1 pseudogene is annotated in these 221 nt (G+C 42.5%); it reads left to right on the plus strand.

From position 1 onward, the window contains the following. Positions 1-221 (plus strand): annotated as a pseudogene (locus ULO1_RS11225) (IS4 family transposase); the annotation flags it as partial.

A 221-nucleotide genomic window follows, 5' to 3' on the forward strand; every position in this document is an offset into this window, starting at 1 on the left:
GATGCCTCGGTTATTAGCTTGTGTCTAAGCCGTTATCGCTGGGCAGAATTCCGTAAAGAGAAAGGCGGTATAAAACTTCATCTCAGGCTTAATTTGTTTGGGCAAGGGGTTCTGCCGGATTGCGCAACAATTACCACAGCAAAACATAGTGATAAGACAGAAATGGACAATCTGATAGTTGAAGAGAAGGATGCAATTAATATTTTTGACCGCGGCTATGT

The organism is Carboxydocella sp. ULO1 (genome assembly GCF_002049255.1).
Lineage (GTDB): Bacteria > Bacillota.